The 24931-nt window shown below is 73.5% G+C and carries 21 protein-coding genes, 1 tRNA gene and 1 other RNA gene; 10 read left to right on the forward strand and 13 right to left on the reverse strand.

From position 1 onward, the window contains the following. Positions 1–62 precede the first annotated feature (62 nt). A complete protein-coding gene (locus G6R13_RS05890) occupies positions 63–728 on the forward strand; it encodes a malonic semialdehyde reductase (protein ID WP_049146682.1) in 666 nt (221 codons plus the stop codon). A 39-nt stretch (positions 729–767) separates the two neighbouring features. On the opposite strand, the gene gluQRS is transcribed toward G6R13_RS05890, so the two are convergent. Both gluQRS and ffs read right to left on the reverse strand, forming a co-directional pair. Further along, positions 768–1754: a tRNA glutamyl-Q(34) synthetase GluQRS gene (gluQRS, locus tag G6R13_RS05895; protein WP_061867553.1), complete on the reverse strand. Its 987-nt coding sequence runs from the start codon at positions 1752–1754 to the stop codon at positions 768–770. Between the two features lie 16 nt (positions 1755–1770). Next, an RNA gene (gene ffs, locus G6R13_RS05900) (signal recognition particle sRNA small type) lies at positions 1771–1867 on the reverse strand. 155 nt (positions 1868–2022) lie between these two features. Here ffs and G6R13_RS05905 point away from each other — a divergent pair. Continuing rightward, positions 2023–2108, forward strand: a tRNA-Ser gene (locus G6R13_RS05905). A gap of 217 nt (positions 2109–2325) precedes the next feature. Further along, positions 2326–3888 carry an alanine/glycine:cation symporter family protein gene (locus tag G6R13_RS05910; RefSeq protein ID WP_061867552.1) on the forward strand — a complete coding sequence of 521 codons (1563 nt, stop codon included), beginning with the start codon at positions 2326–2328 and terminating at the stop codon, positions 3886–3888. Between the two features lie 87 nt (positions 3889–3975). Here the strand turns inward: G6R13_RS05910 and poxB are convergent, their stop codons facing one another. Both poxB and G6R13_RS05920 read right to left on the reverse strand, forming a co-directional pair. Then, the gene (poxB, locus tag G6R13_RS05915) at positions 3976–5691 is read right to left on the reverse strand and encodes a ubiquinone-dependent pyruvate dehydrogenase (protein WP_049146688.1); all 1716 of its coding nucleotides are present in this window, start codon (positions 5689–5691) and stop codon (positions 3976–3978) included. A 130-nt stretch (positions 5692–5821) separates the two neighbouring features. Continuing rightward, a complete protein-coding gene (locus G6R13_RS05920) occupies positions 5822–6718 on the reverse strand; it encodes a haloacid dehalogenase (RefSeq protein WP_049146689.1) in 897 nt (298 codons plus the stop codon). A gap of 114 nt (positions 6719–6832) precedes the next feature. Here G6R13_RS05920 and G6R13_RS05925 point away from each other — a divergent pair, with 114 nt between their 5' ends. Both G6R13_RS05925 and G6R13_RS05930 read left to right on the forward strand, forming a co-directional pair. Continuing rightward, a complete protein-coding gene (locus G6R13_RS05925; RefSeq protein ID WP_041102773.1) occupies positions 6833–7765 on the forward strand; it encodes a TspO/MBR family protein in 933 nt (310 codons plus the stop codon). Positions 7766–7915: 150 nt separating this feature from the next. After that, positions 7916–8896: a thermonuclease family protein gene (locus G6R13_RS05930; protein ID WP_061867551.1), complete on the forward strand. Its 981-nt coding sequence runs from the start codon at positions 7916–7918 to the stop codon at positions 8894–8896. Between the two features lie 93 nt (positions 8897–8989). Here G6R13_RS05930 and G6R13_RS05935 read toward each other — a convergent pair whose 3' ends face one another. The 3 genes from G6R13_RS05935 to G6R13_RS05945 all read right to left on the reverse strand — a co-directional run bounded on the left by G6R13_RS05935 (position 8990) and on the right by G6R13_RS05945 (position 12712). Then, positions 8990–10087 (reverse strand): YihY/virulence factor BrkB family protein, encoded by a 1098-nt coding sequence (locus tag G6R13_RS05935; RefSeq protein ID WP_227717929.1) that lies wholly within the window; start codon positions 10085–10087, stop codon positions 8990–8992. Between the two features lie 107 nt (positions 10088–10194). Beyond that, positions 10195–11613 carry an L-serine ammonia-lyase gene (locus G6R13_RS05940; RefSeq protein WP_061867550.1) on the reverse strand — a complete coding sequence of 473 codons (1419 nt, stop codon included), beginning with the start codon at positions 11611–11613 and terminating at the stop codon, positions 10195–10197. Between the two features lie 184 nt (positions 11614–11797). Next, a complete protein-coding gene (locus G6R13_RS05945; protein WP_144879296.1) occupies positions 11798–12712 on the reverse strand; it encodes an NUDIX hydrolase in 915 nt (304 codons plus the stop codon). A gap of 179 nt (positions 12713–12891) precedes the next feature. Between G6R13_RS05945 and G6R13_RS05950 the strand changes: the two genes are divergently transcribed. Genes G6R13_RS05950 through G6R13_RS05960 form a run of 3 tightly spaced genes read left to right on the forward strand, consistent with a single transcriptional unit; the run spans position 12892 to position 16437 of the window. Then, a complete protein-coding gene (locus G6R13_RS05950) occupies positions 12892–13674 on the forward strand; it encodes an electron transfer flavoprotein subunit beta/FixA family protein (protein WP_144879293.1) in 783 nt (260 codons plus the stop codon). Positions 13675–13697: 23 nt separating this feature from the next. Next, entirely contained in the window at positions 13698–14708 is a 1011-nt protein-coding gene (locus G6R13_RS05955) for an electron transfer flavoprotein subunit alpha/FixB family protein (RefSeq protein WP_236557188.1), read from the forward strand. Between the two features lie 52 nt (positions 14709–14760). Further along, entirely contained in the window at positions 14761–16437 is a 1677-nt protein-coding gene (locus G6R13_RS05960; RefSeq protein WP_240335710.1) for a cytochrome b/b6 domain-containing protein, read from the forward strand. Positions 16438–16573: 136 nt separating this feature from the next. Here the strand turns inward: G6R13_RS05960 and G6R13_RS05965 are convergent, their stop codons facing one another. Further along, a complete protein-coding gene (locus G6R13_RS05965; protein ID WP_061873266.1) occupies positions 16574–17518 on the reverse strand; it encodes an acyl-CoA thioesterase domain-containing protein in 945 nt (314 codons plus the stop codon). Between the two features lie 165 nt (positions 17519–17683). Between G6R13_RS05965 and G6R13_RS05970 the strand changes: the two genes are divergently transcribed. Then, entirely contained in the window at positions 17684–18817 is a 1134-nt protein-coding gene (locus G6R13_RS05970) for an acyl-CoA dehydrogenase family protein (protein WP_163721212.1), read from the forward strand. Between the two features lie 88 nt (positions 18818–18905). Here G6R13_RS05970 and G6R13_RS05975 read toward each other — a convergent pair whose 3' ends face one another. The 4 genes from G6R13_RS05975 to G6R13_RS05990 are packed head-to-tail and all read right to left on the reverse strand — an operon-like array spanning position 18906 to position 23362. Next, positions 18906–20093, reverse strand: coding sequence for an enoyl-CoA hydratase/isomerase family protein (locus G6R13_RS05975; protein WP_061867544.1), 1188 nt, complete (start codon positions 20091–20093; stop codon positions 18906–18908). Then, on the reverse strand, positions 20090–20887 hold the full coding sequence (locus G6R13_RS05980; protein ID WP_061867543.1) for an enoyl-CoA hydratase: 798 nt from the start codon (positions 20885–20887) through the stop codon (positions 20090–20092). Before G6R13_RS05980 ends, G6R13_RS05975 begins: the two co-directional genes overlap by 4 nt. Next, on the reverse strand, positions 20884–21801 hold the full coding sequence (gene mmsB, locus G6R13_RS05985) for a 3-hydroxyisobutyrate dehydrogenase (RefSeq protein ID WP_044658708.1): 918 nt from the start codon (positions 21799–21801) through the stop codon (positions 20884–20886). The genes G6R13_RS05980 and mmsB overlap by 4 nt, the downstream gene beginning before the upstream one ends. Before the next feature lie 34 nt (positions 21802–21835). After that, positions 21836–23362 carry a CoA-acylating methylmalonate-semialdehyde dehydrogenase gene (locus tag G6R13_RS05990; protein WP_044658709.1) on the reverse strand — a complete coding sequence of 509 codons (1527 nt, stop codon included), beginning with the start codon at positions 23360–23362 and terminating at the stop codon, positions 21836–21838. Between the two features lie 178 nt (positions 23363–23540). On the opposite strand from G6R13_RS05990, the gene G6R13_RS05995 reads away from it, so the two are divergent. Then, the gene (locus G6R13_RS05995) at positions 23541–24314 is read left to right on the forward strand and encodes an SDR family NAD(P)-dependent oxidoreductase (protein WP_044658710.1); all 774 of its coding nucleotides are present in this window, start codon (positions 23541–23543) and stop codon (positions 24312–24314) included. 29 nt (positions 24315–24343) lie between these two features. Here G6R13_RS05995 and G6R13_RS06000 read toward each other — a convergent pair whose 3' ends face one another. Then, complete coding sequence (locus tag G6R13_RS06000) at positions 24344–24901, reverse strand: MarR family transcriptional regulator (RefSeq protein ID WP_036316148.1); 558 nt, start codon at positions 24899–24901, stop codon at positions 24344–24346. Between the last annotated feature and the right edge of the window lie 30 nt (positions 24902–24931).

Consider the following 24931-nt stretch of genomic DNA (forward strand, 5'->3'; position numbering starts at 1 on the left):
GGCGGGCGGACGGGCTAAGGGAGCCGGGGAATGCGCACGCCCGCCGGCCCGTTCCCTGGCCCATGACCACCACGCACATGCACACCGACGCCGAGGACACGATCCACCCCACGCAGCCGGCCCCGGACGCGGGACCGCTGAGTCAGGCCGAGATCGACCGCCTCTTCGCGGACCGCCACACGACGCAGCTCTTCTCGGACGAGCCCGTCGACCTCGCGCTGATCGAGCGGGCCTACGCGGACCTCCGCTGGGCGCCGACCGCCATGAACAACCAGCCGCTGCGGCTCGACGTCGTGGACAGCCCCGAGGCCCGCGCCCGCCTGGCTCCGCTGATGATCGAGTTCAACCGGGAGAAGACGGAGCGCGCCCCGCTCACGCTGATCGCCTCCTACGACCTCGACTGGCACCGCCACATGGGCCACCTCGCCCCGTTCCGGGAGGGCTTCGAGGAGGATGCCGAGGGCAAGCCGGGCATGCGCGAGGGGATGGGCCGCACGAACGCGCTCATCCAGGTGGGCTACCTGCTCGTGGCCTTGCGCGCCCACGGGCTCGAGGTCGGCCCCATGGCCGGGTTCGACGCCGCCGCCGTGGACGCCGAGTTCCATGCGGACCGTGCCTGGAAGTCCCTCCTGGTGATCAACGTGGGCCACGCCGCCGCAGACGACGAGAAGGCGCAGCAGCCCCGCCAGGGCCGCCTCGACTTCGACCAGGCCGCCCAGGTCCTCTGACCGGGGCCGGGCCTGCGGCGGACCAGGGCGCCGGCCCGCTCAGAGCCCGGTGAACACCCACGGATCACGCGGCAGGGCGGCCGGGTCGAACGCGGGCACGGCGGCCGCCAGCGGTCCCGCGGGCAGGCCGAGGGACTCCAGCAGCCGGTCCCGCACCCGCTCGGGGGTCCACGCCGGGTCCTGCGCGGAGAGGTCCTCGAGGGTCACGGCGCCGTCCCGCTTGGCCAGCCGCCGCCCCTCCGCGTTCAGCACGAGCGGCACGTGCAGGTACTCCACCGCGGGCGTCGGCTCCCCGCGCGCGGCGCACAGCGCCTCGGCCAGCCAGCGCTGGCGCGGGGCCGAGTCGAGCAGGTCGTCGCCGCGGACCACCTGGTCCACGCCCTGCGCCAGGTCGTCCACGACGACGGCCAGGTTGTACGCGTACGCCCCGTCGTTCCGGCGCAGCACCAGGTCGTCGACCAGGCCCGTGACCTCGCCGTGCAGCACGTCCACGGCGGTGGCGCGCGGGGTCTCGCCCGCCGGCAGGCCCGCGACCTTCGCCGCATCGATCCGCAGGGCGGCGGGGCGCACCCGCCGTCGCTCGGCCCGCTCGGCCTCGGTCAGGCCGCGGCAGGTGCCCGGATAGAAGCCGGGCGGACGCAGCGGCACGGTGCCGCCGGAGGCGGGGGCACCGTCGTCGGGCCTCGGGTGCGGGGCCGACGTCGCCTCGGCGATGTCCTTGCGGGAGCAGAAGCACTCGTAGACCGCGTCCGTGCCGTGCGCGGCGCGCAGGGCGGCCACGGCGGCGTCGTACAGGGCGGTGCGCTCGGACTGGCGCACCGGCTCGGCGTCCCAGTCCAGCCCGACGGCGGCCAGGTCCGCCCGCTGGTCAGCCTCGGCCCCGGAGCGGACGCGGTCCAGGTCCTCGACCCGCAGCAGGAAGGCACGGTCCGTGGCGCGCGCCGCGAGCCACGCGACGAGCGCGGTGCGCAGGTTGCCCAGGTGCAGGCTTCCCGTGGGGGAGGGGGCGTAGCGTCCGGCGGGCATGGGATCTCCTGGGGAAAGTGAAGACCCCTCACGCACCTGCCAGAGCCCACCTACCCTTGCTACCTTCCGGTCCTGGGGGAGTTCAGCGAGATGACACCACGTGAGGGGCCGTCGAAGAGTCTAGCAGGGTGGCGGCGGGCGCGGCGATTCGGGCCGCGGGGAGGCTCGGGCCGAGCTCGCGCCTCCCGCGGAGGATTGGCGCGGCCCAGGACGATCTGGTTATGATGGAACCTGCCCTCGCGCGGTCCGCCGCATGGGGGCGCACCAAGGAGGATTCGCCTAGCGGCCTATGGCGCACGCCTGGAACGCGTGTTGGGTTAACAGCCCTCGGGGGTTCAAATCCCCCATCCTCCGCGGGCAAGCCCCGGGACCCCAGTGGTTCCGGGGCTTTTCGCATGTCCGGGGCCGCTGTCGTCGCGGGCCGCGCGCCCGGACTCCCGATCCGCCACGCTGGATGCGAGACGCGGGTCACATTTGCGCGTATCCTTCTCCCCAGTCGTCCGGGACCGCCGGCGGCCGCCGCTCGGAGCTCGCACCGCACCGGCCATCCCCACCCCGATCTGGAGACCCCATGTCCTTCGCAGATCTCATCACCGCCGTGAACGACGTCATCTGGTCCCCGGCCCTGATCTGGCTCTGCCTGATCGTCGGCCTCTACTTCACCATCCGGACCCTGTTCCTGCAGTTCGTGAACATCCCGGACATGGTGAAGCAGCTCCGCGAGGGCCAGGACTCCGCGGACGGCACCTCGTCCCTCCAGTCCCTCATGATGTCGCTCGCCGGCCGCGTCGGCATGGGCAACATCGGCGGCGTCGCCACGGCCATCGCGTTCGGCGGCCCCGGCGCCGTGTTCTGGATGTGGGTCATGGCCCTGCTCGGCGCCGCCACATCCTTCATCGAGTCCACGCTCGGCCAGATCTACAAGGAGCGCGACCCGGACACCGGCGAGTACCGCGGCGGCCCGGCGTACTACTTCGAGAAGGCCTACAAGCACACGGCCGCCGCCCCCGCCTTCAAGGCGTACGCGATCCTGTTCGCCGTCGTCACCGTCTTCGCCACCAGCTACTTCCTGCCGGGCGTGCAGGCCAACGGCGTGGCCGCGGCCGTGGGCGAGGCGTGGGCCGTGCCCGCCTGGGTCGTGGCCCTGGCCATGGTCATCCTGCTGGCCTTCATCGTCCTGGGCGGCGTGAAGCGCATCGCGACGTTCGCCGTCTACGTGGTGCCCGTGATGGCCGTGCTGTACATCATCCTCGCGCTGATCGTGCTGTTCCTGAACTTCGACCAGATCCCCGAGGTCTTCGGCTCCATCTTCGCCAGCGCGTTCGGCGTGCACGCCGTGTTCGGCGCGATCCTCGGCCTCGCCATCCAGTGGGGCGTGAAGCGCGGCGTCTACTCCAACGAGGCCGGCCAGGGCACGGGCCCGCACGCCGCCGCGGCCGCCGAGGTCTCGCACCCAGCCAAGCAGGGCTTCGTGCAGGCGTTCGCCGTGTACATCGACACGCTCTTCGTCTGCTCGGCCACCGCGTTCATCATCATCTCCACGGGCGCCTACCGGGTGTACTCGGACGGGTCCGGCTCCGGCCTGCTGTTCGAGGGCATCGTCTCGCCGACGGCCTCCGAGGGCCCGGCCTTCGTCCAGACCGGCTTCGACGCCATGTTCTCCGGCTTCGGCCCCACGTTCGTGGCCGTGGCGCTGGCGTTCTTCGCCTTCACCACGATCGTGGCGTACTACTACATGGCCGAGGTCAACATCGTGTTTCTCACGCGCAACCTGCGCAACGGCATGGTCCGCCGCGTCGCGCTGCGCTTCCTGCAGGCCCTGATCCTCGTGTCGGTGGCCTACGGCGCCGTCGCCACCACGGGTGCGGCCTGGGGCCTCGGCGACATCGGCGTGGGCTCCATGGCCTGGCTGAACATCCTCGGCATCCTGGTGCTGCAGGGCCCGGCCCTCAAGGCCCTCAAGGACTACCGCGCACAGAAGCGCCAGGGTCTCGACCCGCAGTTCGACCCGCGCCCGCTCGGCATCCGCAACGCGGACTTCTGGGAGCACCGCGCCGACGGCCTGATCACCCAGGGCGTCGCCGGCACGGCCGAGCACCCGATCGTCGCCGAGGGCGGCGCCCACCGCGCCTGACCTACCGGCGGGGCTGGGCTCTCCCCGCCCCACCACGACGACGGCCCGGACGCCGCCAGCGTCCGGGCCGTCGTCGTGCGCGGCAGGTCAGAAGAGCTGGCGCAGGTTCGCCTTCGCGAGGTCGAGCAGCTTGGTGCCCTTGCCGTCCAGGACGGTGCGCATGGCGTAGAGCGCGAAGCCCTTGGCTTGCTCGAACTCGATGCTCGGCGGGATCGTCAGCTCCTGACGCTCGGTCTTGACCACCAGCAGCGCCGGCCCGTCGTGGGCGAGGAACTCGCGCATCACCGCGGGCAGGTCCGTCGTGTGGTCCGCGCGGAAGCCCTTGATGCCGATCGCCTCCGCGATCGCCGCGAAGTCCGGGTTCTCCAGGCTCGTCCCGTAGGGGACGAACCCGGCGGCCATCATCTCGAGCTCCACGAAGTTCAGCGAGTCGTTGTCGAACACGAGCGTCTTCACGGGCAGGCCGTTCTGCACGAACGACATCAGCTCGCCGAGCATCATGGCCAGCCCGCCGTCGCCGGCCATCGCCACCACCTGGCGGGTGGGGTCGACCGCCTGGGCGCCGACCGCCTGGGTAACCGCGTTGGCCATGGAGCCGTGGGACAGGGAGCCGATGATCCGGCGGCGCCCGTTCATCGTCAGGTACCGGGAGGCCCAGACCACCGGGGAGCCGACGTCGGGCAGGAACACCACGTCGTCGTCGGCCAGCTCGTCGAGGAGGCGGGCCACATACTGCGGGTGCACGCGTCCACGGCCCGGGGTGGCCAGCTGGTCGAGGTCCTTGCGGGTCTTGGCGTAGTGCTTGAGCGCCTTGTCCAGGAACGCCGACGACGAGTTCCCGCGTAGCAGCGGCAGCAGGGCCTGGGCCGTCTCCTTCACGCCGCCCACGAGCGGCACGTCCACGGCCACCCGTCGGCCGATCTGCTCGCCGCGCACGTCCACCTGGATGACCGTGGCGTCCTCGGGGTAGAACTGCCGGTACGGCAGGGAGGAGCCGAGGATCAGCAGCGTCTCGGCCTCCTTGAGCGCGTGGTAGCCGGAGGCGAAGCCGAGCAGGCCGGTCAAGCCGACGTCATACGGGTTGTCGTACTCGATCCGGTCCTTGCCGCGCAGCGCGTGGACGATCGGGGCCTGCAGGCGCTCCGCCAGGGCCACGACCTCGTCGTGGGCGCCGGCCGCACCCGCGCCGGCCAGGATGGTGATCCGCTTGGACGAGTCCAGGGCCTCGGCGGCCTCGCGCAGCACGGAGTCGGCCGGGATGACGCGGGACGGCGTGTGACGGATCACCTCGGGCTTCGCGGAGAGCTCGGTGAGGGCCACGTCGCCCGGGATCACGAGCACGGCCACGCCCCGCTGCTCGACGGCGGCCCGCATCGCGGTGCGCAGCATACGGGGCATCTGGTCCGCCGAGGAGACGTGCTCCACGTAGACGGAGCACTCGCGGAACAGGTCCTGCGGGTGGGTCTCCTGGAAGTAGCCCGAGCCGATCTCCTCCGACGGGATGTGCGCGGCGATCGCGAGCACCGGGGTGCGGGAGCGCTGCGCGTCGAACAGGCCATTGATCAGGTGGAGGTTGCCCGGACCGCACGAGCCCACGCAGACCGCGAGCTCGTCCGTGAGCTGGGACTCGGCGGAGGCGGCGAAGGCCGCGGTCTCCTCGTGCCGGGTGTGCACCCACTGGATGCCGCCGTGGGAGCGCAGGGCCTCGGTCAGCCCGTTGAGGGAGTCCCCGGGCACGCCGTACATGCGGCGCACGCCCGAGGCGTGGAGGGTCTCGACGATGTTCTGGGCGACGGTGGCCACGGTGGAACCTCTCTCTGGTCGGGAGGCGCCCGGGCCGGTTCGGCAGGGGCGCGGCATTCCCTTCCACGCTAGGGGTCGAGGTCCAGGCCCGGGGAGGGTCGGCCGTCCGCAGAGGGGGCGTCCGGCCTGGTCAGCGCAGCAGGTCGCGCTCCACCCAGCGCAGCAGGGACTCGCCCGCCCGCTCGTGGACGTCGTCGGCGTCGCCGATGCCGCGTTCGGCGAGGATCGCCGCCGTCACCACGCCGTAGGGCTTCTCGGGGACGCCGTCGGCGGGCCGCACGTCCATGTGCTCCACGGCGAGTCCGCGCTCGTGCAGCCGGTCGGCCATGGCGTAGTCGCTGCGCGAGTCGCCCGCGGTGAGCCAGCGTTCGGGCACCGGGGTGCCCGCCTCCGCCAGCAGGTCGAAGCAGCGCTCGACGCCCAGGTCCTTGCCGGAGGAGCGGTGCTCGACGTCCACCGAGATCACCGAGGGGGCCACGCGCACCTCCTCGGCGAGTCCGCGCTCGGCGAGCAGATCCTCGACGCCCGCGGCGACGTCGTCGCGCACCCGCTCGTACTCCGTCTGGTCCGCGCCGACCGTCTTCTCGAGGGAGACCATGGCCAGCTTGGTGCGGTCGGTGAACTGCAGGTCCCCGGCGCGCTCATCGTTGAGGGCCCAGATCGCGTCACGGGTGTCCGCGTCGATGGCCATGTCCGGGTCGGTGCGGAGCCAGTCCGGGGCGGTGCCGTCCACGGTGACGTCGGGCAGGTCCCCGGAGGGCACCGCGGAGAACGGGAACCACACGGCGCCCTTCTCGCAGATCGCGTGGAAGGGAGCGTCGTCCGGGAGGCCCGCGTCGCGCAGCGGGGCGATCAGGTTGTGCAGGAGGAAGTCCGTGGAGCGGCCCGTGTTGAAGCCGACCGGCACCCCGCGCCTCGCGAGGCGGACGAGCACGTCGATGATCCCCTCCGGCACGGTCCGGGTCTCGGTGGAGGCCACGGGGGCGTCCACGTCCAGCAGGAGTCCTATCGGGGAGGAAGTGCGCATGCCCCCACCCTAGGCCGCGGTGGCCCGTGCCCGCGATGGGCCCGGCGGCTACGCTGACCCTGAGACCCGCCCCGCCCGGGGCACACCCCCGACGATCACCCCACGGGAGCACCCATGAGCACCGCCACCGACCTCGGCCCGTCCCGCAGCCCCTTCGGCCCCGACGCCGCGGCGCGCGTCCCCAGCTCGGGGACGGGGCTGTCCTCGACGGGCGGCCGGGTGGCCATGCTCGTGGTCGTGATCCTCGCGGTCGTGGCCGCGTTCCTGGGCTCCGGCGTCGTCGGCGGCCTGACCCCCGTGGCCGAGGCCGCGGGCGGCTGGCTCGGCCCGGACGCCACCTGGGTCTCCCCGGCGACCCCCGCGTTCGGCATCTGGTCCGTGATCTACGCGGGGCTGCTGGCGTACGCCGTGTGGCAGTTCCTCGCCTCGGCCCAGTCCGCCCGTCACGACCGCCTGCGACCGTGGATCCTGGTCTCGGTGCTGCTCAACGCCGCGTGGATCTGGACGGTGCAGGCCGGGCTGCTGGGGCTGAGCGTCGTGGTGATCGCGCTGCTGCTGACGTGCCTGGCGTGGATCCTGGTGCTCCTCGAATCCGTCCGCGCGCACAGCTGGGGGGAGCGGATCCTCCTGGACGGGGTGCAGGGCCTGCATCTGGGCTGGGTCTCGATCGCCGCCGTGGCGAACCTGGCCGCGTGGCTGGCCTCGACCGGCGTCGTCGGCGATCCGGGGCAGTCGTCCCTCTGGGCGAAGGTGATGCTCGTGGTGGCCGTGCTGATCGGCGCGTTCACGGCCGTGTACAACGGCGGCCGCCCGGCTCCGGCGTTCGCGCTCGCGTGGGGTCTGGTGTGGATCGGCGTCGGCCGCGCGGACGGCACGGGGCTGCTCTCGGGCAGCCTCGCCCTCCTGGCGTGGGGCGGCGCGGCGATCGTCCTGCTGTGCTGGCTGGCCGCGCTGCTGCTCTCCCGCCGGTCCGCGACGGGCGAGGCCCGCGACCTCGTCCTCGACGCACTCGACGGCGGCGGCGACCCCATCGACGGCCGTCGCTGACCCCCGTCGTCATTGACGGAACGGGGACCGATGCTGTCGTGACGTGCGGCAACACCTGTGCCTCCCACATGCGATGATGTGGTGATCCGAAGGCCCCGCCTCACGGCGGGGCCTTCGTCATGTCCCCGTCCCTTCCCCTCCAGGATCCTCGTGCCCCTTGCCCGTCTGCGCGCGGCGCTCCCCGCGGCCGCACTGTCCCTGCTCCTGCTCACCGGCTGCACCGCCACCGACGACGGCGTCACCCCGGCGAGCGATGCCGACACCTCCGCGTCGGTCAGCACGATGCCGACGACGCCCACCCCCTCCGTCGACGCGGCTGCGACGAGCCGTGCCGCTGCGTCGTCGCTGGCCGCCTCCTCCGCCGCGCAGAGCTCGCGCGCCGCAGCGTCGTCCTCGAGCGGGGCCGCCGAGTCGCGTGCCGCTGAGGGCTCCCGCAGTGCCGAGCCGGCGGCGCCCGCCGCCCCGGCCGACGTCGAGGGAGACGTGGTCACGGTCGAGTCGATCTCGGACGGCGACACGCTCCGCGTGACCCTCGGCGAGGTGTCCACGCGGGTGCGCCTGCTCAACATCGACACCCCCGAGACCCACCACCCCTCGAAGCCGGTCGAGTGCATGGGACCGGAGGCGACGGCGGCGCTGAAGTCGATGATCAGCCCCGGCGACACGGTGGTGCTGCGGTACGATCGCCGGCTCTACGACCGCTACGACCGCCTCCTCGCCGGCGTGTACGCCGACGGCGTCCTGCTCAACGCCGAGATGGCCCGCCTGGGCTACGGCGAGCCGGCGGTCTTCGACGGCAACGACCGTTTCCTGCCCGAGGTCGAGGCGGCGTGGGAGGAGGCCCGGGCGAACGGCGTCGGCAGGTTCTCCGGGGAGTGCGGCACCGCGGCCGAGCCCATCCCGGAGGCGGCCCCGGCCCCCGCCCCGGAGGCGGCCCCCGCGGCCGGCGACGCGGGGCCGGTGAGCGGAGCCGACTCCGTGTGCCCGGACTCCCACCCGGTCAAGGCCAACGACAACTCGGGCATCTACCACATGCCCGGTCAGCAGCACTACGGCAAGACCAACGCGCGCCACTGCTACGCCTCCGCCTCCGCGGCGCAGGCGGGCGGCTACCGCGCGGCCCGGCGCTGAGGGCCCCGCGCACGACGACGGCCGCCCACCTCGCCAGGTGAGCGGCCGTCGTTGTCGGTGCGGAACGTGCGCTCGGCGCCGCGCCGGGCGCGGTCAGCGGCCCTCGTGGACCGCCCGCAGTTCGTAGCCGCGCTCCTCCACGGCCGTCTGCTTCTCGGCGCGCTTCTCCACCCCGGCCACGTCCTTCGGGGGCAGCTGCACCCGAGCCTCGGCGGGCAGGCCGGCCTCGAGCTGGCGGGCACGCTCCACCTCGGCGTCGACCTCCAGGCCGAGCAGCAGCACGATGTTGAAGATCCACAGGGCGAACAGCAGCGCCATGACCGTGCCGATCGCACCGTACGCCGAGTAGCCGGCGAACTGCGTGAAGTACACGGACAGGGCCACCGCGGCCAGCACCATGCCCACCAGCGCCACGATGTTGCCGGGGCCGAAGAGGTGGAAGCGCGGCTTCTGGACGTTCGGGGTGGTGTAGTACAGGGTCGCGATCAGCACCAGCAGGATCACGACGACGACAGGCCACTTCGCCCACGCCCACACCGGCAGGAACGTGTCCGAGAGGAAGTTCACCACGCCGGTCATGCCGAGCGGCCCGGCGATCGGCTGGAGGAAGCCGTCCACGAGCGAGCGGTTCAGCGCCAGCGAGAGCAGCACGACCACGATGCCCACGATCAGGATGAGCGTGGTGAGCAGGTTGGTCAGCGTCAGCTTCACCAGGCCGCGGCCCTCCTCGTAGCCGTACACCGTGTTGGCCGAGCGGTTGAACGCCTTCACGTACGCGGAGGCGGACCACAGGGCGGTCGCGATGCCGATGATGAGGGCGATGATCCCGCCGCCTGAGCCGGCCGAGTCGCTCATGGTGGTCACCAGGTTCGTGACGAGCGGCTGGTAGTCGCTCGGGACCAGGCCGGTCAGCTCCCCCAGCAGATCGTCGATGGCCCCGCGGTTGGAGGCGAGCACGAGGGACAGGATGGAGAACACGGCCAGCAGGGAAGGAGCCAGCGAGAGCACCAGGTAGTAGGTGAGCTTCGCGGCCAGGTCGGTGCCGCCGTCGTTGCCGAACTCCTTGAGCGCGCGTGTGAGCGCGTACTTCCAGCCGGCGCCGTCGAGCTTCACGCCCTTGAGCCTCTCGGCACGCTGGTCGGGATCGATCTTCGCGGCCTCCAGGGTCGCGTCCACAGGATGAATGGCCACGTCGGTCCTCTCGCGCTCGGGGGCAGGGTGCGGGTCGGGCCCCACGGTAGCGGACGGGTGCCCCGTCCGTCCCGACCGGAGCGGCGCTGGGCCGCGGACCCGGGCGATCAGCACTCGATGACGTTCACGGCCAGGCCGCCGCGCGAGGTCTCCTTGTACTTGGACTTCATGTCCGCGCCGGTGTCGCGCATGGTCGTGATGGCCTGGTCCAGGGTCACCCGGTGCGAGCCGTCCCCCAGCAGCGCCAGCCGGGCCGCGTTGATGGCCTTCACCGACGCGATCGCGTTGCGTTCGATGCACGGCACCTGGACGAGGCCGCCCACGGGGTCGCACGTCAGCCCGAGGTTGTGCTCGATCCCGATCTCGGCCGCGTTCTCCACCTGGTCCACGGTGCCGCCGAGCACGGCGCACAGGGCGCCCGCCGCCATGGAGCAGGCCGAGCCGACCTCGCCCTGGCAGCCGACCTCGGCGCCGGAGATGGAGGCGTTGCGCTTGTACAGGATGCCGATCGCCGCCGCGGTGAGCAGGAACTCGACCACCTTGTCGTCCCGCTCCTGCTGCGTGGCGCCCTCGGGGAGCACGAAGCGCATGTAGTAGAGCATGACGGCCGGGATGATGCCCGCGGCGCCGTTCGTGGGCGCGGTGACGATGCGCCCGCCCGAGGCGTTCTCCTCGTTCACCGCGAGCGCGAAGAGGTTGACCCACTCCATGGCCCACATGGGGTCGGTGCGGTCGGTGGTCTGGAGCAGGTGCTCCCGCAGCGCGGGGGCCCGACGGCGGACCTGCAGTCCGCCGGGCAGGATCGGCTCGGTGCGGGTCACGCCGTTGTGGACGCATTCCTCCATGACGGCCCAGATGGCCAGCAGCTGGGTGCGCAGCTCGTCGAGGTCGTGGCGGGTGGCCTCGTTGGCGAGCATGAGCTCCGCGATGCTCAGGCCGGCCTCGCGGCAGCGGGCGGCGAGCTCGGCGCCCGTGGAGAAGGGGTACGGTTCGCCGGTGTCGCCGTCGTCGGTGCGGTTGACGTCCTTGGTGGCGTCCAGCTCGGCCTCGAGCTCGTCCGAGGTGACCACGAAGCCGCCGCCCACCGAGTAGTAGTCGCGGGTGTGGAGCTGTTCGCCGGCGTCGTCGTAGGCGGTCAGGCGCATGCCGTTCGGATGCCCGGGCAGGGACTCGCGCATGTGCAGCGTCAGGTCCGCCTGCCGGTCGAAGGCGATCTCGTGGCGCCCGTCCAGGGGCAGCCGACCGCCCGTGACGATCTCCGCCACGAGCCCGGTGCAGGCGTCCGGGTCGATGGTCTCGGGGTCCTGGCCGGCCAGGCCGAGCAGCACCGCGGTGTCCGAGCCGTGGCCCACTCCGGTGGCCGCCAGCGAGCCGAACAGCTCGGCGTGCACGCGGGCCGTGCGCTCGAGGACGCCGTGCTGGCCCATGCTGTCCGTGAAGCGGCGGGCGGCGCGCATGGGTCCCACGGTGTGGGACGAGGACGGGCCGATGCCGATCGAGAACAGGTCGAGGACGCTGAGCGCCATGCAGTGCTCCTAGGGTGCGAGCGGGACGCGCGGTGGCCGGGGGTGGGGGCCGGACGCGCGGAGCCGGGTGATCCGGTGCAGACCAGACTAGGGGCACGGGGCCCGGCAGGCCATGGGGTCGCGGCTCGTGGTCCGCGCTGCTCTCCGGCCCGTCGCCCACCGCACGGACCGGAGACGGGAGCGCTCAGAGGATGTTGTCCTTGGACTCCTCCACCTGCGCGGCCGCACGGAACGCCGTCAGGTCACGCAGATACTCGTCCGCGTGGGGGAACACGGGCCCCTGCCCGGCCACGAGCATGACCCCCTCGAGGGGCTCGAACCGGGAGCGGCCCGCGTGGATGTCCTCGCCGGCGTCGACCAGGGTGCGCAGCTGCCACCACGTGGGGGCCATCAGGTTGACCTTGCCGGCCCGGAAGCGGCGCAGCAGCTCGGCGGGGGACGCCCAGCCGTGGCTGGCCGCCTCGGAGGACATCCGCTCGGGGGACTGGCCCTGCGGCAGGTGGACGGCGAAGAAGAACGTGTCGTAGCGGCGCGGGCCCCCGTGCGGGGTGATCCACCGGGACCACGGCACGAGCGCGCCGGCGTCGGGGCGCAGCCCCTCGCGGTCGAGCAGCTCCCCGAAGTCCACCTCGTGGCGCTCGACGGCGTCGCGCAGCTCGTCGGGGAACGCGGCCACCCGGGCCGGGTCCACGGGGGTGCCGGTGACGGCGTCCCGGGCCAGGAGCACTCCGGTCTCCTCGAACGTCTCGCGGACGGCGGCGGCCAGCACGCGGCCGGCGCCCTCGGCGGGGTCGAGCTCCGTGAGGGTGCCGTGGGCGTCCACGGGTTCGCGCGGCAGCCCCAGGCGCCGGCCCCAGTCGGCCAGATCCGTGCCCTCCCACAGCCGGTCCGGCAGGTCGTCCGCGGGGTCCACGCGGCCGCCGGGGAAGGCCGTGGCGTGGGCGCTGAAGGCCATGGTCCCGGCGCGGCGGACGGTGAACACCGAGATCTCGCCGCCGGCCCCGGGCCGGACCAGCACGAGGGAGGAGGCGGGCACCGCCGGGACCCGGGGCCGGTCCTCGGCGGCCGGCGGCTCGGCGGGCGGGGCGGCGGGGCTCACGGTGCCTCCTCGGTTCGGGCGATCATGGTCCGGACGCACGGGCCGACGACGGCGGCCCCGGCCGCTCCCGCGCGGGGGTCATGCGGCCCGGACGTGCGCGGACCCGTAGTCTGTAGCGTAAGTCACCGTGCTCGGGGCGGAGGCCCCGGGGCGAGACCGCGACCCAAGGAGGAGAGGCCGTGAAGATCCTGGTGCTGGCCAAGCAGGTGCCGGACACGTGGCAGGAGCGTGAGCTGAGCCTGGAGACCGGCTGGGTGGTGCGCGACGGCGCGGCCGAGCCCGTGCCGGACGAGATCAGCGAGCGCGTCATGGAGGTCGCCCTGGGCTGGCGGGACGCCGGCGCGGACGTCGAGGTCGTGGCCCTGACGGTGGGCCCCGAGGACTCCTCGAAGACCCTGCGCAAGATGCTGGCCATGGGCGCGGACTCCGCCGTGCAGATCACCGACGACGCGCTCGTCGGCTCGGACGCCGTGGAGACGGCCCGCGTGATCGCCGCGGCCGTCGAGAAGGAGGGCGCCGACCTCGTGCTCGCCGGCACGCTGTCCACGGACGGTGGCACCGGCGTGGTGCCGGCCATGGTCGCCGAGCTCCTGGACCGGCCCTACCTGCCGCACGCCGAGGCACCCGAGCTGGCCGACGGCGAGCTGACCGGCACCGTGGCGACCTCGGACGCGGACGTGCGCGCCGCCGTCGCCCTGCCCGCCGTGGCGAGCCTGACGGAGAAGACCGCGGAGCCGCGGTTCCCGAACTTCAAGAACATCATGGCGGCCAAGAAGAAGCCGCTCACCGTGCTGTCCCTGGCCGACCTCGGCATCGCCGCGGGCCCGGCCGAGGCCGCCTACCGCTCCGTGATGGTCTCGGCGGACACGCGTCCCGAGCGTGCCGCGGGCGAGAAGATCACCGACGACGGCACCGCCGCCGAGCGGCTGGTGGAGTTCCTCGCGGGTCGGGGGCTCGTGTGAGCGCGAACGTGGAGGAGACCGAGATGACGACGCAGACCGACGCCGCGAACAGCGGTCAGACCGTGCTGGTGCACGCCGAGATCGGCGCGGACGGCGCGCTCCGCCCGGTCGTGGCCGAGCTGCTCGGCGCCGCCGCAACCGTGGGCGTGCCCGAGGCCGTCCTCGTGACCGGCGCGGAGGGCAGGGACGCCGCCGTAGCCCGTCTGGGGGAGTACGGCGCCACGCGCGTCCACGTCCTCGTGGCCGACGACGCCGCCACCACCCTCGGCGACGCCGCCGTGCAGGCCCTCGCCGCCGCGGCCGCCCGCACCGCGCCCGTGGCCGTGCTGATCTCCAGCAGCCCCGAGTCCCGCGCGGTGGCCGGCCGCCTGTCCGTCCGCGCCCGCGGCCCCGTCTGCGCGGATGCCGTGGGGCTGCGCTGGGCTGACGACGAGGTCATCGCCCGCCACTCCGTGTTCGGCGGCGACTACCTCAGCGAGTCCACCGGCGAGGGCGGCCCCCGGATCATCACCGTGCGCCCCGGCGCCGTCGCGGATCGGGCTCCGGCCGTCGAGGCGCCCGAGGTCGTGGAGCTGGCCGCCGCCGAGCTGGGCCCGGTGACCGCCGGCGCCCGGGTGCTCGAGGTGAACGCCCGCACGCAGAACTCCGCCCGTCCGCCGTTGCGCGGCGCCAAGACCGTCGTCGCCGGCGGACGCGGCGTGGGCTCCGAGGAGGGCTTCGCGATCGTCGAGCAGCTCGCCGACGAGCTCGGCGCCGCCGTGGGCGCCTCGCGTGCCGCCGTCGACTCCGGCTACACCGCGGCCGAGCGCCAGGTGGGCCAGACCGGCGTGATCGTGTCCCCGAACCTGTACATCGCCCTGGGCATCTCCGGCGCCATCCAGCACCTGGCCGGCATGAAGACCGCCAAGACCATCGTGGCGATCGACAAGAACGAGGACGCCGAGATCTTCGAGCACGCCGACTTCGGCGTGGTCGGGGACATCTTCCAGGTGGTCCCGCAGGTCATCGAGCAGCTGCGCACCCGCCGCGGCTGAACCGGTGCGGGCGCGGTCCGCAGCGGACCGCGCCCCTCGGACGAGGAGAAGCATGCCCAAGCAGCGAATGGCCGGCTACGTCCCCCTGAGGGGCGCCCCGGCCGAGAACGAGCCCGCCCCCGCCCCGGCGCAGGACACCACGACGGCGGCCCCGGTGGTCGCGCCCGCCGTGCCGGTGGCGCCGTCCGCGCCGGCGTCGGCCCCGACGCCCCTGTCCGCGCGACGCCGCATGGCCGGGTACGTCCCGTTCGCCCGCGAGGCCGAGTGGCTCGGCGGCGCCCCCGCCCCGGCCGTGGGATCGACCCCGGCCGCCGCCCCCGAGCCGATTGCCGCCTCAGCGTCCCCGACGCGGGCCCCCGCACCCGCGGAGACCGAGCCCGTCGTGCCGGACGTGGCGGCCGCCGTCGCGGCCGCCGCGGCCGGTGCGCCCGCCGCGTCCGGGGTGGGCGCGCCCGTGGAGTCCGACCTCGTGCCGCTCGCGGAGCGGCGACGCATGGCCGGGTACGTGCCGTTCGCCCGGGAGGGGGAGTGGTTCACCGAGCTGGCCGCCGTGGGCGCCCCCACCGCGCCGGAGACGGTGGCGCAGGAGGTCGACGCACCGGAGCAGGCCACCGCCGAGCCCGCCGCCGCGGAGCCGGCCGATGCGGAACCGGCCGTCGCCGCCCCCGTGGCCGCGGCGCCGGCTGCGGAGCCGGCTCCCACCGCGCCGGACACCCGTTCGGCCCCGCCGGCCTCCACCGCGCAGCCGCCCCGGGCCGCCCCCGGGGCCGCCACCGGCACGCCCGCTCGGGCCGCGGAGACGGACGCCGCCGAATCCGCCGCCCCGTCCCGCCTGCGCAAGGCGCTGCCGGCGGTGGCCGGCGTCGTCGTGCTGGCGCTGCTCGCAGTGCTGGCCGGACGCTGGCTGCGGAGCCTCGACCCGGTGGCGGACTTCATCGCGACCTACGACGGGCACCCGGTCCTGCCCGAGGGCACCCCCGAGGGGATGCCCTGGTGGATGGGCTGGCAGCACTTCCTGAACATGTTCCTGATGGTGCTGATCATCCGGACGGGCCTGCAGATCCGTCACGAGACGCGGCCGCCGGCCAACTTCACTCCGACGAAGGACGGCCTGTTCTCCGCGCGGGGCAACACCCCGAAGAAGTTCTCGCTCACCATCTGGACGCACCAGGCCCTCGACGCGCTGTGGCTGCTCAACGGCGTGATCTTCGTGGTGCTGCTGATCGTCACCGGCCACTGGGCGCGGATCGTGCCCACGGACCCGCACGTGTTCCAGCACGCCCTGTCCGCCGGCATCCAGTACCTGTCCCTGGACTGGCCCACGGAGAACGGCTGGGTGCACTACAACGCGTTGCAGATGCTCTCCTACGCGCTGGTGGTGTTCGTGGCCGCCCCGCTCGCCGCCCTCACGGGCTGGCGCATGTCCTCGTGGTTCCCCACGGAGGCCAAGGGACTGAACAAGGCGTTCCCCATGGAGGTGGCCCGCAAGGTGCACTTCCCGGTGATGGTCTTCTTCGTGGCGTTCATCGTGGTGCACGTGTTCCTCGTGGCCTTCACGGGCCTGCTGACGAACTTGAACCACATGTACACCTCGCGGGGCGGTGCCACCGACGCGTGGGGCCTCGTGGTGTTCCTCGTGAGCGTGGCGGTCACCGCCGCCGCGTGGTTCTTCCTGAAGCCCGCCTTCACGGCCCCCGTGGCCTCCCGGTTCGGCACCGTGGGCCGCTGAGCCGGCCGCACGACGACGGCCCCTCCTCCTCCACCCGGGACTTTCGAACGTGATCTCGGGGGAATGAGCGCTTTCGAACGTGAGATAGGCCCTTTCTCACGTTCGAAAGCGCTCGGGTGCTCGGGCGTGCGGGGCGTCAGCTCCGGGCAGCTCGGAAGGTGACCTGCACCTGGACCATCGGCTTGTCGGCCACGGGGACGCCGTCGGCGCCGACCGGCACGAGGTCCACGTCCACGAGGCGCAGGGACCGGCCCGCGTGCCGCACCCGCGTGAGGGCGACCATCTCGCCGTGGCCCGGGCGCACGAACACCACGCGCACGGCCTGGACGTCGTAGCGCTCGCGGTCCGGCATGGCCGCCTGCGCGGCGGTGACCGCCCGCAGCGTCATGGCCCCGCCGTGGACCGCGCCCGACGGGTTGGCCAGCTCCGGCTTCGGGGCGAAGCGGGCGCCCGCGCTCGCCGCGGCAGCGACGGCGGGGCGCACGTCCGGATCGGCCGTCGGCAGCGACTCGGGGCGGGCGGCCAGCAGCCCCGGCATGGGCACGCGGGTCTCGGCCCTGCGGGGCAGCCGCCCGGCCGCGACGAACGCGGCCATCCGCTCCGGCGCTCCGGCCGGCACCGACTGGAACCAGCCGGTCGCCTCGACCACGCGACGCCCGTCCGCGTCCTCGAGCCACGCGCGGGCCACGCCGCCGGCGGCATCCCAGGCCAGCGGGCGGGTCCAGCACTCCAGCAGCGGGCCGTCCTCGTCCCCGGCCGCGACCGCCGCGTCGAAGGCGGGCAGCGGGCCGAGCACGTTGACCTGCAGCTCGGTGGTGACCACGGTCTCGATGTCTCGGGCCGCGTGGTGCACGGCCACCGCGGTGGCGTTGTCCATGATCACGGTGGCCGCCGCGCCGGTGGGCCGGCCGTCCAGGTCGAGGCACCACGGGCCGACCTCGAACGCGGCCGGGTTGAGGGCGCCGTTCCGCTCGGTCATCAGCGCATGGCGGCGGATGCCGAACAGCTGTTCCGTGCGGCCGGAGGGGTGGGAGCGGGGGCCGGTGGGCGAGTCCGCGGTGGGGCTGGTGGTGGTCTGCACGGGGAGCACGCTAGCCCACGGCCCGGCGGCGACACGGCTGATCATTGGATGTCCTATTATCGTGGTGACGACAGTCACACCCTGTCGCCGCCCGCGGTGTCACCCCCGCACCACCCCGTCGTGGACCGCCCGCGCGGCCGGCCCGAGCCCCAGGAGGACGAACCCATGTTCCCCATCACCGACGACCAGAAGGCCCTGGTCGACGCCGTCCGCGACTTCGCCGAGCAGCGCGTCGCCCCGCACGCCCTCGACTGGGACGCCGAGAAGCACTTCCCGGTGGACGTCCTCGCCGAGGCGGGCGAGCTCGGCCTGGGCGGCATCTACGTGGGGGAGGAGCACGGCGGCACCGGCCTGGAGCGCACGGACGCGATCCTGATCTTCGAGGAGCTCGCCAAGGCGGACCCGGCCTTCGCCGCCTACATCTCCATCCACAACATGGTCGCCTGGATGATCGACTCCTTCGGCAGCGACGAGCAGCGCGCCCGCTGGATCCCCGACCTCGCGGGCATGGAGCACCTGGCCAGCTACTGCCTCACCGAGCCCGGCGCCGGCTCGGACGCGGCCGCGCTGAAGACTCGCGCCGTCCGCGACGGCGACCACTACGTCCTCAACGGCGTCAAGCAGTTCATCTCCGGCGCCGGCGCGTCCGACTGCTACGTGGTGATGTGCCGCACCGCGGACACGGGCGCCCGGGGGATCTCCGCCGTCGTGGTCCACAAGGACACCCCCGGCCTGTCCTTCGGCCCCAACGAGAAGAAGATGGGCTGGCACACCCAGCCCACGCGCCAGGTGATCTTCGAGGACGTCCGCGTGCCCGTGGCCGACCGCCTCGGCGAGGAGGGCGACGGCTTCCGCATCGCCATGAAGGGCCTCAACGGCGGCCGCCTGAACATCGGCGCCTGCTCGATCGGCGGCGGCCTGGCCGCCCTGGACAAGGCCACCCGCTACCTCAAGGCGCGCAGCGCGTTCGGCGAGCCGCTCACCACCAAGCAGGCCCTCGTCTTCGAGCTCGCGGACATGTCCGTGAAGCTGGAGACCGCCCACACGATGCTCATGCGCGCCGCGGACGCCCTGGACCGCAACGACCCGGACACCGTGCGCCTGTGCGCCATGGCCAAGCTCGTGGCCACCGAACACGGCTACGAGGCCGCCGACACCGCCCTGCAGCTGCACGGCGGCTACGGCTACCTGCACGAGTACGGCGTGGAGAAGCTCGTCCGGGACCTGCGCGTGCACCGGATCCTCGAGGGCTCCAACGAGATCATGCGCATGATCGTGGGTCGCGGCCTGATCGCCTGACGTCCGGGGCCCCACCCGGTCGCCCCACCCAGCACGGCGCCCCGCGGTCCCCACACGGGACCACGGGGCGCGGTCCGTCGGGGCGGGCTCAGCCGAGCTGCAGCGGGTCCACCCCGGACACGGGCTCGAAGTGCCCGGCCACGTCCTCGGTCGAGACGTCCTCGAGCCGGGCCGGGCTCCACGTCGGATCCTTGTCCTTGTCCACGAGCAGCGCGCGGATGCCCTCGGCCATGTCCGGCTCGCGCATCAGGTGGGTGGCGATCGTGAACTCCTGGCGCAGTGCGTCGGCCACGGTCAGGTCCGCTCCGCGCGCGGCCAGCCGGCGCTGGGCCTCGTGGGCCACGGCGACGGCGGTCGGGGACTTGGTGCGGATGGCCTCGGCGGCCTGCCCCGCGGCCTCGGCGTGCTCCCCGCCCGCGGCGGCGCGCTCGTCCAGGGCGGCGAGGACCTCGGCGGCCGTCTCCCGGTCGTAGACGTCCTCGATCCACTCCCGGCCGGCCACCAGCGCGGAGGCGGGCTGTGCGTCCTCGGCCACCGCGAACCGGGCCAGCACCTCGTCGGCGGCGGCGAAGGCGGCCTCGTCGCGCGCGCCCGCGTCCGCGGCCGAGCCGAGGGCGCCGAACGCCGCGGCGAGGGCCTGCTCGAGCTCGTCCAGCCGGGCGGACTCCACGAAGACGTCCGCCAGGCCCAGGGCCACCGCGTCGGACCCGGAGGCATGCGCCGAGGTCGCGGCCAGGTGCCGGCCCGCCTGGAAGGGTGCGCGGGCGAGGTGGAAGGAGCCGCCGACGTCGGGGGTGAACCCGATCGCCGTCTCGGGCATGCCGGCGCGGGTCCGCTCGGTGGCCACGCGGTGCGAGCCGTGCACGGACACGCCCATGCCGCCGCCCAGGACGACGCCGTCCATGAAGGCCACGTACGGCTTGGGGTAGGTGGCGATGCGCTCGTTCATCGCGTACTCGTCGCGGAAGAACTCCTCGGCCTCCGCGAACCGCCCGGCCAGGAGCGAGGAGCGCAGGGAGACGACGTCGCCGCCGGCGCACAGTCCCTTCTCCCCGGCGCCGCGGATCAGCACGCCGCGCACGGCGGGGTCCGCGGCCCAGTCGGTCAGGGCCGCGTCGATCGCCCGGACCATGTCCTGCGTCAGCGCGTTCAGGGCGCGCGGACGGTTCAGCGTGATGCGGCCGAGGCCGTCGCGGACCTCGAGGAGCACCTCGTCCGCCGCGCCGTCCTGCCCGGCCGCGGGGGCCGTCGTCGCGGTGGTCTGCGCGTCGCTCATCGGTGCTGCCACCCCGCCTCGCGCTTCGCCGCGAACGCGTCCATGCCCTCCTTCTGGTCCGCCGTGGCGAACGCGGCGTGGAACACGCGGCGCTCGAAGGCGATGCCCTGGGCGAGCGTGGTCTCGAACGCGGCGTTGACGGCCTCCTTGGCCATCCAGGAGGCCGGCTTGGACTTGGACGCGATGGTCGCGGCCACCTCCAGCGCCTCCTCGAGGGCATTCTCGTCGGCCACCACGCGGGAGACGAGTCCGATGCGCTCGGCCTCCTCCGCCCCGATCATGCGGCCGGTGAGGATCATGTCCATGGCCTTCGCCTTGCCCACGGCGCGGGTCAGGCGCTGGGAGCCGCCCATGCCGGGGATGACGCCGAGGTTGATCTCGGGCTGGCCGAACTTCGCGCCCTCGCCGGCCACGAGCACATCGGCCATCATGGCCAGCTCGCAGCCGCCCCCGAGGGCGTAGCCGGTCACGCACGCCACGATGGGGGTGCGGGCACGGGTGAGCCCGTCCCAGCCGGCGAACCAGTCGGCCGCGTACATCTCGGAGAACTCCTTGGTGGCCATCTCCTTGATGTCCGCGCCAGCGGCGAACGCCTTGGGGGAGCCGGAGAGCAGGATCGCCCCGATCTCCAGGTCGGTGTCCAGCTCCTGCACCGCCGCGACGACGGCACGCATCGTCGCCTCGTTCAGCGCATTCAGGGCCTTCGGCCGGTTCAGGCGGATATGGCCGACCCGGCCCTGCCGCTCCACGATGATCGGCGACTCGGCGCCGTCCGGGGTGGTCTGCTCGCTCATGCCTCGCTCCTGTCCGTGTGTGATGCTCGGATGTCCTCGATGATGCCGGAAAAGTCGCGGGCGGCGCCTTCTCCGGCGGCGTACTCGGCGTATTTGGCCTGCGCGAGGCGGCCCAGGTCGGCCGCCACGCCCTGCTCGTCCAGGGCCGCGAGCGCGAGCCCGAGGTCCTTGGCCATCAGGGCGCCGGCGAAGCCGGGCTGGAAGTCCCGGTTCGCGGGGGAGCCGGGGACAGGGCCGGGCACCGGGCAGTTGGTGGTCAGGGACCAGCACTGCCCGGAGGCCTTGCTCATCACGTCGTACAGGGCCTGGTGCTGCAGGCCCAGGCGCTCGCCCAGGACGAAGGCCTCGGCGACGGCGATCTGCGTGACCCCCAGCACCATGTTGTTGCAGATCTTCGCGGCCTGGCCCAGCCCGGCGCCCCCGCAGTGCACGATCCGGGCGCCCATGACCTCGAGCAGCGGCAGCACCTCGGTGTACACCTCGTCCGAGGCGCCCACCATGAAGGCGAGGGTGCCGGCCTCGGCGCCCACCTGGCCGCCCGAGACCGGCGCGTCGGCCGCCCGCATGCCCGCCGCCTCCGCCGCCGCGGCCGCCTCGCGGGCCTCGGCGACGTCGATGGTCGAGCAGTCCAGGAACACGGTGCCGGGGCGGGCGGCGGCGAGCAGGCCGCCGTCGCCGTCCTCCCCTCGGTAGACGTCCAGCACCAGGCGTCCGTGGGGGAGCATGGTCAGCACGACGTCGGCCTCCGCGGCCGCCGCGGCCGTGTCCGTGACGGTCTCGACGCCGGCCGCACGGGCCTTCTCGAGGGCCTCGGGGACGAGGTCGAAGCCGAGCACGCGGTGGCCCGCGGCGGCGAGGTTGGCGGCCATGGGGCCGCCCATGTGGCCGAGGCCGAGGAACAGAACGGTGGTCATGGGGTCCTCCTGGTCGGGACGGGCTGCGGGGCGGTCACGAGCCGGCCGGCATCACGAAGCTGGCGCCCTCGCGCACGCCGGAGGGCCAGCGCGTGGTGACGGTCTTCGTCTTGGTGTAGAACTTCAGCCCGTCCGTGCCGTGCTGGTTCAGGTCGCCGAAGCCGGAGGCCTTCCAGCCGCCGAAGGTGTAGTAGGCGATCGGCACGGGGATCGGCACGTTCACGCCGACCATGCCGGTGTCCACGCGGGTGGAGAAGTCGCGGGCGGCGTCGCCGTCGCGGGTGAAGATGGCCACGCCGTTGCCGAACTCGTGCTCGTTCACGAGCGTGAGCGCCTCCTCGTAGTCCTTCGCGCGGACCACGGAGAGCACCGGGCCGAAGATCTCCTCGCGGTAGATGCTCATCTCCGGGGTGACGCGGTCGAACAGGGTGGCGCCCACGTAGAAGCCGTCCTCGTGGCCCTCGACGACGACGCCCCGGCCGTCCTCGACCAGGTCGGCGCCCGCCTCGACGCCGGCCGCGATGTAGCCCTCGATGCGCTCCTTCGCGTCCTTCGAGACGACGGGGCCGAAGTCCGAGGACGCCTCGAGCGACGGGCCGACCCTGAGGTCCTTCACGCGCTCGCGGAGCAGCGCGATCAGGCGGTCGGCGGTCTCCTCGCCGACCGGGACGGCCACGGAGATCGCCATGCAGCGCTCGCCGGCGGAGCCGAAGGCGGCGCCGACCAGGGCGTCGGCGGCCATCTCGAGGTCCGCGTCCGGCATGATCACGGCGTGGTTCTTGGCCCCGCCGAAGCACTGGGCGCGCTTGCCCATGCGGGCGGCGTGCGCGTAGATGGACTGCGCGATCGGGGTGGAGCCGACGAACCCGACGGCCTTGACGCGCGGGTCCTCGATGAGCGCGTCCACGGCGGTCTTGTCGCCGTGCACCACGTTGAGGGCGCCGGCGGGCATGCCGGCCTCGAGGGCCAGCTCGGCCAGGCGAACCGGCACGGAGGGGTCGCGCTCGGAGGGCTTGAGGACGAAGGCGTTGCCCGCTGCCAGGGCGATGCCGGCCTTCCACAGCGGGATCATCGCCGGGAAGTTGAAGGGCGTGATGCCCACGGCCACGCCGAGCGGCTGGCGGATGGAGTGCACGTCGATGCCGGTGCCCGCGTCGGCGGTGAACTCACCCTTGAGCAGGTGCGGGGCGCCCGCGGCGAACTCCACGACCTCGATGCCGCGCTGGATGTCGCCCTTGGCGTCCGGGACGGTCTTGCCGTGCTCCTGGGCGAGCACGGTGGCCAGCTCGTCCATGTTCTCGTTGATCAGGTCGACCCAGCGCAGCAGGATGCGGCCGCGGCGCTGCGGATTCAGCGTCGACCACGCGGCGAAGCCCTCCTCGGCGGAGGCCAGGGCGGCGTCGATCTCCTCGGCGGAGGCCAGCGGCACGCGGCCCGCCACGCTGCCCGTGGCCGGGTGGTAGACGTCGCTGTGCCGGCCGGAGGCGCCCTCGCGCTGCTCGCCGTGCACGAAGTGGGGGATCACGGGGGCGGTCTCGGTGGGCGCGGTCTTCTGGGACATGGGGGCTCCTCGCGGGTCCAGGCGGAAGGCGGACGCCGGGCGGCGCCGCCCACGGCGGGCGTGACGGGCCCGGCTGTGTGTGTGATCTGGGTTACTCTTCCGCTAATCTAGGATGAGAACGTAGGACATGCAACTATCGAACTCGGGGGTATCCCGAGGAGGAAGGGAGGGTCCGTCCATGGACCTGTCGAACCAGAGCGCGATCGTCACCGGCGGGGCCTCGGGCCTCGGCCACGCCACCGCCCGCCGCCTGGCGGACGCGGGTGCCGCCGTCGTGGTGGTGGACCTGCCGGACCGCGAGGGTGAGACCGTCCGCGCGGACGCCGTGGCCGCCCTCGGGCCCCGCGCACGCTTCGTGACGGGCGACGTCACCGCCGAGGACACCGCCCGGGAGGCCGTGGCCGCCGCGCTGGAGGCCGGGCCGCTGCGGGTGCTGGTCAACTGCGCCGGCGTGGCGACGCCGGGCAAGCTCGTGGGTCGCGACGGGCCGCTGTCCGCCGAGGTGCTCAGTCGGGTCCTGGCGATCAACACGGTCGGCACCGTGTCGATGATGGCCCAGGCCGCCGCCGCGATGAAGGCGCAGGAGCCGCTCGGCGAGGACCGCGGCGTCATCGTGAACACCGCCTCCGTGGCGGCCTACGACGGGCAGATCGGCCAGATCGCGTACTCCGCCTCCAAGGGCGCCGTGGTCGCGCTGACCCTGCCCGCGGCCCGCGAGCTCGCCTCCTCGCAGATCCGCGTGGTCACGATCGCCCCCGGTCTGATGGAGACGCCCATGATGGCCGGCCTGCCCGAGGCCGCCCGCGAGGCGCTGTCCACCAAGACCCCGCATCCGGCCCGCCTCGGCCGGCCCGAGGACTACGCGCTGCTCGTCGAGCAGATCGTGTCCAACCCGTTCCTGAACGGCGAGGTCATCCGGCTCGACGGCGCCGTGCGCCTCGAGCCCCGCTGAGTCGGACGGTCCGGAGGCCGGAGGGCGCGTCAGGAGGAGGTGTGCTCCGCCGTCGCGGGCGCGCCGGCGTCGGGGCCGTCGGCCTGGAAGTCGCCGGCCTCGGCGCGGAACCGGCCGAGGACGTCGATGAGGGTGTCCACGTCCGCCGGACCGAAGCCGGAACGGCCGAAGACCTCGGCGTTGAGCGTCTCCGTGGCGGCGACGGCGACGCGCCGGCCCTCGTCCGTGAGGGCGAGCACGAGCGCGCGGCGGTCCGACTCGTGGGGGGTGCGCTCCACCAGCCCGGCGGCCTCGAGCCGGTCCACCGCATTGGTCACCGAGGTGGGGTGGACCTGCAGGAGCGCGGACGCCTTGGACATCCGCATCCGCTTCTCGCGCGAGAAGTTCAGCAGCGCCAGCAGCTCGTACCGCGCGAAGGTGAGCCCGTAGGGCTTGAGCGCGGCCTGCGCCCGACCCAGCAGGATCTGCTGGGCCCGCATGATCGAGGTGATGGCGGCCATCGGGCGGGCGACGTCACCCCATCCGTGACGCTCCCAGTTCCGGGCGGCCTCCCGGATGGGGTCCTGGGCGAGGGGTGGCTTCTTCATGGCGCTCCAGACTAGCGGCGCACCGGGGGT

This window comes from Micrococcus sp. Alg238-R198 (assembly GCF_900537135.1).
GTDB classification, from domain to species: domain Bacteria; phylum Actinomycetota; class Actinomycetes; order Actinomycetales; family Micrococcaceae; genus Micrococcus; species Micrococcus luteus.